Genomic DNA, 6,201 nt, shown 5'->3' on the forward strand with positions numbered 1-6,201 from the left:
TGAAAAAGTGTTAAATTTAATATGGATAGGTGTTTTATATATGTCTCATTTGGCTAGGTCAGTTCAAGCACCTTATTTTTTTGCAAAATAAAAAAAGAGAAAAGGGATATCCCTTTCCTCTTTAGGAAGATTAACGTGAGTAGAACTCAACGATGAATGCTTCGTTAATTTCAGCTGGTAATTCTGAACGCTCTGGTAAACGAGTGTAAGTTCCTTCTAATTTATCAGCATCAAAAGTTAAATATTCTGGTACAAAAGTAGTACCTTCAATAGCTTCTTTGATTGCAACAAGGCTGCGTGATTTTTCACGAACTGCAATTGCTTGACCAGGTTTTACGCGGTAAGATGGAATATCAACACGGTTTCCATCAACAAGAACGTGACCATGGTTAACTAATTGACGAGCTGCACGACGAGTACGAGCAAGACCAAGACGGTAAACTAGGTTATCTAAACGAGATTCAAGAAGAATCATGAAGTTTTCACCGAGTACCCCTTGCATTTTACTTGCATTTACGAATGTGTTGTAGAATTGACGCTCATTCACACCATACATGTGACGAAGCTTTTGCTTCTCTTGTAATTGTAAACCATATTCAGAAAGCTTCTTGCGTTGGTTTGGACCATGTTGTCCAGGAGCGTAAGGACGCTTTTCTAATTCTTTTCCAGTACCACTTAATGAGATTCCAAGACGACGGGATAATTTCCAGCTTGGACCAGTATAACGAGCCATGAATGACTCCTCCTTCAATGTTTTTATTTTGTTGTAAAATAAAAACAGATGCGCTAGATGTTCTCGACTATTTTGTTTTCATGTATCTTCGCCCTAGCAGCCAAGAGTTACGCGATACACCATCTATGGACTAATGGGCCCATTAGAGGAACAAAATTGAACAAAAACCTACTCACATTTGCTGCGATATTTTACACAACGATCATTATATGATTTTTAGAATAGGAAGTCAAGTTTTCATGAAAATATACAAAAATCGGCAGTTATTTGGAGAATTTTCGATTTTTAAGAGGATAATTGTAATAAATTTGTATTTTTTAATAGATAATGAGACATTTTTGGTCCATTATCTATTATAATGAATATATAAAGTATGAATGTCAGATGGTGATCAATCGTGAAGTTTCCAAATGAAGAATTAAGATATGAACAACTCTTTAGAGTAACCTCGAAGTTTCATTCAACGATGGATATAGATGCTGTGCTTGAAGAGGTTATTAATACATTACAAGATGTATACCCATCGTTCACCTATACATTATTTCTTGCACATGATAGTACGAGACATAACGTTATTCCGATTAAGGATATCAAAGAATATGAACATGGTGAAAATTCACCTGTTATGCAAGCGTTTGTAACTGGAAAGATACAGCAGGAAAATTCATTTGCTTATAAAATGTTCATTATTTATGCTCCACTCAAAGGACGTCAGGGCGTATATGGAGTATTACAAATCAATGCGTATGATGTGTCAGAATTTCCTAAATCAGAAATTCAGTTCATTGAATTATTGGCAAACACAGCTGGACATGCATTCGAAAATGCGCAACTTTACCAACAATCAAAACAATTAATAGCGGATCTTCAATTAATTAACGAAACCTCACATAAATTAAATTCGAATTTGCGATTAACAGATACAATGACATTCATGTCATCTCAAATTAGAAATTCCTTTGGAGCCAATGAGGTAGGTTTCTTTTTACATTCAAATGAGCGAATAGAGGTACTTCCTGGAAGTACTGCTTTTTTTGAAGAGGGACATGGGGAGCCATATGTTTTATATAGCCTTAACCGGATCTTAACAGAAAAAGAGCCTCTTTTCATTGGAGATCTTGGGGTGGATCCAGCATTTAGTGGTACTGCTTATCGTTCCGTGATGTCGGTTCCAATGGTACAGCGCAATGAAATCTTGGGTGTTGCGATTGTATTACATGAATTACCCTATTTTTTTTCATTTGATAAATTTAAGCTTCTTCAATCATTAATTCATCATTCATCCTTGGCATTTACAAATTCCATTCTCCGAGAGGAACTTGAAAAGCTAGTGATTACTGATTATCTAACAAAGCTTTATTCACGTAATCACTTAGAGGATTGTGTGCAGGAATCATTGGAAACGGACGCTTTTGGGACGTTTATATTAATTGATATTGATGATTTCAAAGGAATCAATGACACGTACGGTCACCAGGTAGGGGATGAGGCACTCGTTCAAATTGCCAATCTCATAAAGGAGAACATCCGCGATCACGATATTGGGGCAAGATGGGGCGGAGAAGAGTTGGCCATTTATTTACCTAGAGTTGGATTAAGTTCGGGGATTGCTGTTGCCGAGCGACTTGGAAAAAGAGTTGAACATCAATCAAATCCTAAAGTAACGATTTCATGTGGTGTTGCAACTTGGAACAAAGATTGTAAAGAAACCTTCCAAAGTTTATTCCACAGGGCAGATAATGCCTTATATGCAGCTAAACAATCTGGGAAAAATCGAGTTATTGCAAGTGAAAATACTGTAACCAAGGGACATTCATAATTGAATGTCTTTTTGTGTGGTATTATTTAGGTTGCGATCCCATATGTGAAATGGACCTTTGCCTATATCCCATATAAACCCAGTAATCCTCTCAGAAATTAGAAAACGCTTTCAAAACAAACATACTTGTCATATGCTAATAATAGAAACGGTAACTTTATTCAGCAGGAGTAGGACTTCTGCTGAATAAAGTTACAGCCTCCGGCGGAAGCCACAGATTTTCAAAGGAAGCTTTTCGAGCGTAGGATCAAAGACTAAGAGCGCCACTTCCTGATGTCTTCGTCTTTGTGACCCACATCGTGTGGGCCTAAAAAATCTGGGCGCAAATACGCCAAGGCGCATTAGATTATAAGGGGGATTAGGGAGCATGAGCAATGAGAGTAAATATTTTGATACATTAGCGATTCATGGTGGCGGTTCAATTTCCACAAATGGGAGCCTAACACCACCACTTTACCAAACGTCTACCTTTACGTTTGAATCAGCAGAACAAGGAGAAGCACGTTTTGCTGGTCATGAGGAAGGTTATATATATTCACGATTAGGGAATCCAACGGTAAAGCTTTTAGAGGAAAGGATTGCCATACTTGAAGGCGGGGAAGCAGGACTTTCATTTGGTTCAGGAATGGCTGCGGTATCTGCCGTATTGCTGGCTTTAACAAAATCTGGAGATCATATTCTTTGTTCACAAGGACTATATGGGTGTACATTTGGGCTTCTTCAAATGATGGAGGAAAAGTATAATATCGAACATGATTTAAGTGATATGGACGATGAGGAAGAAATTCTTTCAAAAATAACACCGAATACAAAATTGATCTACATTGAGACTCCAATTAATCCAACCATGAAGCTCATTGATTTACAAAAAGTTGTTAAAATCGCTAAACAGCATTCTATCCCGGTTGTTGTAGATAATACCTTCTGTTCACCGTATTTGCAGCAGCCGATTAAATTAGGCTGTGATATTGTCATTCATAGTGCAACAAAGTATATCGGTGGACATGGCGATGTTATCGCCGGACTTGTCGTTGGAAAGAGTGATTTTATTCACCAGGTGGCCATGACAACGAAAAAGGATATAGGCGGAATAATGTCCCCTTTTGATGCGTGGCTTTTACTCCGTGGGTTAAAAACTCTTCCAGTACGAATGGATCGCCACTGTGACAATACCGAAAAAATTGCATCTTTATTAAAAAATCATAAAAATGTAGAGCAAATTTTTTACCCAGGAAATACAGAAAGCCCAGCCTACGAGATTATGAAAAAACAAATGCTTAAAGCTGGCGGATTGATTTCATTTACAATTAAAGGCTCAAAGAAGGATGCACAAAATATCTTAAATCGGCTGAAATTAATAAAAATTGCAGTGAGCCTCGGTGACACAGAAACTCTTATCCAGCACCCAGCAACTATGACACATGCAGTTGTTCCAGAGGATGCACGATTGAAAATGGGAATCACCGATAATTTAATTCGGCTTTCGGTCGGATTAGAAGCATGGGAGGACATTTGGGAGGATCTAAATCAGGCGTTAGAAAGATAAATCAAAAGCCAGTTGGGAATTACACCCGACTGGCTTCAACATTTTATATATGTTTTTCTAAAACTTTTACAAATTCCTCTAGGCATTGCTGGTCCACTTCATCAAAGCGTTCCTTGATTGGACTGTCGATATCTAACACACCAAATACTTCACCATTCTTTATGATGGGAACAACAATTTCTGATTGGGAGGCACTGTCACATGCAATATGCCCAGGGAAAAGATGAACATCTGCAACCCTTTCAGTCTTTTGACTTTGTGCAGCAGTCCCACAAACTCCACGTCCCATTTGAATGCGCACACAAGCTGGTAAGCCTTGGAATGGTCCTAGAACAAGCTCATCGCCCTTCTTGATATAAAAACCTACCCAATTGATGTTGTTTAAAAATTGGTTAAGCAAAGCGGATGCATTTGCTAAATTTGCGATTTGGTCCTTCTCATCTTCTAGTAAAGCCTGTAGCTGTTTTGTTACAAGTTGATAGTCGTCTGCTTTATTGCCTTTATAATGTTCGACATGAAACATGATTCTTCGCCTCCATGTGAGTAATTCCTACATAAATTATATTAAATAATAGCTTATCGTGCGTGACTTGTCGATAAAATCTTAAAGGAATCTGCCTAAGCCTAGCGAAATCTATACAATATTAAGGGTAAGGTGGGTTGGTTATGAAAAATAAAAGCATGAAACAAAAAATTATTGATTCATCGGTATTTTTATTCAATACAAAGGGCTTTGATGGTACAACAGTTCGTGAAATTGCCAAAAAAGCAAACTGCAATGTTGCCAATATCTCCTACTATTTCGGGAATAAAGAAGGTTTACTTGAACATCTTGTTTCTTCCTACCTAGAGGGTTACTTAACAATCGTTGAACACGCATATATTGAATTAGATAATAGAACTGCTAGAGAATGTTTATTGCTTGCGATTAGAGGAATTATGGAATACCAAAAGGAAAATCGACAGTTATCACGATTTGTCCAAAGGGAAATTACGTTTGATACCACCCTAATTCGTGAAATCATGACCACCTATATGGCGAAAGAAAAATACTATTTTCAAGCCATTTTTGAAACAGGGATGAAACAACAGGAATTTGCCCTGATTCCGATTCCATATGCCATCATGCAACTAAAGGGTATGCTTTCGATGCCATACCTACATCCTCAATATATGGCAGAGGTCCTTCATTTAATGCCTTATGAACTGTATGTAACTGAACAATATTGCCATGAAATCGAAAAATGGGTCAACACGTCAATCTGCAGACAGCCACAAACATTGAAAAACAATGTTACCCCTTTTCCAGTCAATATGTAGTCGGCGATACGAGCATAGCATCTGTAAATAATTGATCAAACCCTTGATTTAAATCCTTCCTGCTATGGGCATCGGAACCGTAGACAAGAGGGATTTTTCGCTTTATGGCCTCTTTAATAATGAGTTCTGGTGGATATACCTCCCGACAGAGCGGCTTATTGATACCAGCGCCATTATAATCCAAGGATAGCCCTTCTTCAGCAATCTTGTCTAATATCTTGTTTGTCATTTCATTGAAACTTTTTGATGTCGGGAATTTCTTTTGAAACTTATGCACCAGCGTAATATGACCGATTCTTTTTGGTTTATACTGACCAAGGTCTGATGTGACTGATCTTAGCAATGTATCATAATAAGCTTCGTAAACGGCCTCTACTGTTGAGTAATCCTGAATCATTGTTGCGAACATATCAGGACTGTAATCAAGGCAATAGTATTGATTCCCTTTTTTTAGAAAATGAACAGATAGAATGCTATCATTCAAATATCGACCATATTCATTTAAAAAGTTTTTCGTATCCTTTTCGTACCCCTCGATAAAGTCGACCTCTAATCCGATATTAATCTTCAAATCAGATTCATATTTTTTTTGTAGCCCTGTTAATACAGTAAAATAGTTTTCTAACTCATTTGCGTCCATTCCACTATCTTTCTGAGGTGTTGGATCTATAAATCGTGCTGGGAGTGGAGCGTGCTCAGTAAATGAAATTTCATCAAATCCTAATTGTAGTGCACGAGCAATATAATCCTCAAAATCATCCTTCGTCCCATGTGGACAATAGG

Annotated in this window: 6 protein-coding genes; 3 read left to right on the plus strand and 3 right to left on the minus strand. The window is 37.6% G+C overall.

Annotation, left to right across the window (positions count from 1 at the left end; genetic code table 11):
- Positions 1–130 precede the first annotated feature (130 nt).
- Complete coding sequence (rpsD, locus tag LKW28_RS22590; RefSeq protein ID WP_229142667.1) at positions 131–733, minus strand: 30S ribosomal protein S4; 603 nt, start codon at positions 731–733, stop codon at positions 131–133.
- Positions 734–1,130: 397 nt separating this feature from the next.
- Between rpsD and LKW28_RS22595 the strand changes: the two genes are divergently transcribed.
- Together LKW28_RS22595 and megL are read left to right on the plus strand one after the other, a co-directional pair.
- Positions 1,131–2,552 (plus strand): diguanylate cyclase domain-containing protein, encoded by a 1,422-nt coding sequence (locus LKW28_RS22595; RefSeq protein WP_229142668.1) that lies wholly within the window; start codon positions 1,131–1,133, stop codon positions 2,550–2,552.
- Between the two features lie 367 nt (positions 2,553–2,919).
- The gene (megL, locus tag LKW28_RS22600) at positions 2,920–4,098 is read left to right on the plus strand and encodes a methionine gamma-lyase (RefSeq protein WP_229142669.1); all 1,179 of its coding nucleotides are present in this window, start codon (positions 2,920–2,922) and stop codon (positions 4,096–4,098) included.
- A 43-nt stretch (positions 4,099–4,141) separates the two neighbouring features.
- Here megL and LKW28_RS22605 read toward each other — a convergent pair whose 3' ends face one another.
- Positions 4,142–4,621: a GAF domain-containing protein gene (locus LKW28_RS22605; RefSeq protein WP_229142670.1), complete on the minus strand. Its 480-nt coding sequence runs from the start codon at positions 4,619–4,621 to the stop codon at positions 4,142–4,144.
- Positions 4,622–4,764: 143 nt separating this feature from the next.
- Between LKW28_RS22605 and refZ the strand changes: the two genes are divergently transcribed.
- Entirely contained in the window at positions 4,765–5,418 is a 654-nt protein-coding gene (refZ, locus tag LKW28_RS22610; protein WP_229142671.1) for a forespore capture DNA-binding protein RefZ, read from the plus strand.
- Here the strand turns inward: refZ and hisJ are convergent.
- Positions 5,408–6,201 (minus strand): histidinol-phosphatase HisJ (hisJ, locus tag LKW28_RS22615; protein WP_229142672.1); only part of this gene is annotated, 794 nt, incomplete at its 5' end. The genes refZ and hisJ overlap by 11 nt on opposite strands.

Origin of the sequence: Bacillus sp. REN16 (assembly GCF_020731355.1) — a bacterium.
In the GTDB taxonomy this organism is placed as follows: domain Bacteria; phylum Bacillota; class Bacilli; order Bacillales; family Bacillaceae_L; genus Ferdinandcohnia.

Coding starts and splice junctions, on each gene's coding strand:
- refZ (WP_229142671.1), top strand. CDS start 4,765: ATGAAAAATAAAAGCATGAAACAAAAAATTATTGATTCATCGGTATTT.
- rpsD (WP_229142667.1), bottom strand. CDS start 733: ATGGCTCGTTATACTGGTCCAAGCTGGAAATTATCCCGTCGTCTTGGA.
- megL (WP_229142669.1), top strand. CDS start 2,920: ATGAGCAATGAGAGTAAATATTTTGATACATTAGCGATTCATGGTGGC.
- LKW28_RS22605 (WP_229142670.1), bottom strand. CDS start 4,621: ATGTTTCATGTCGAACATTATAAAGGCAATAAAGCAGACGACTATCAA.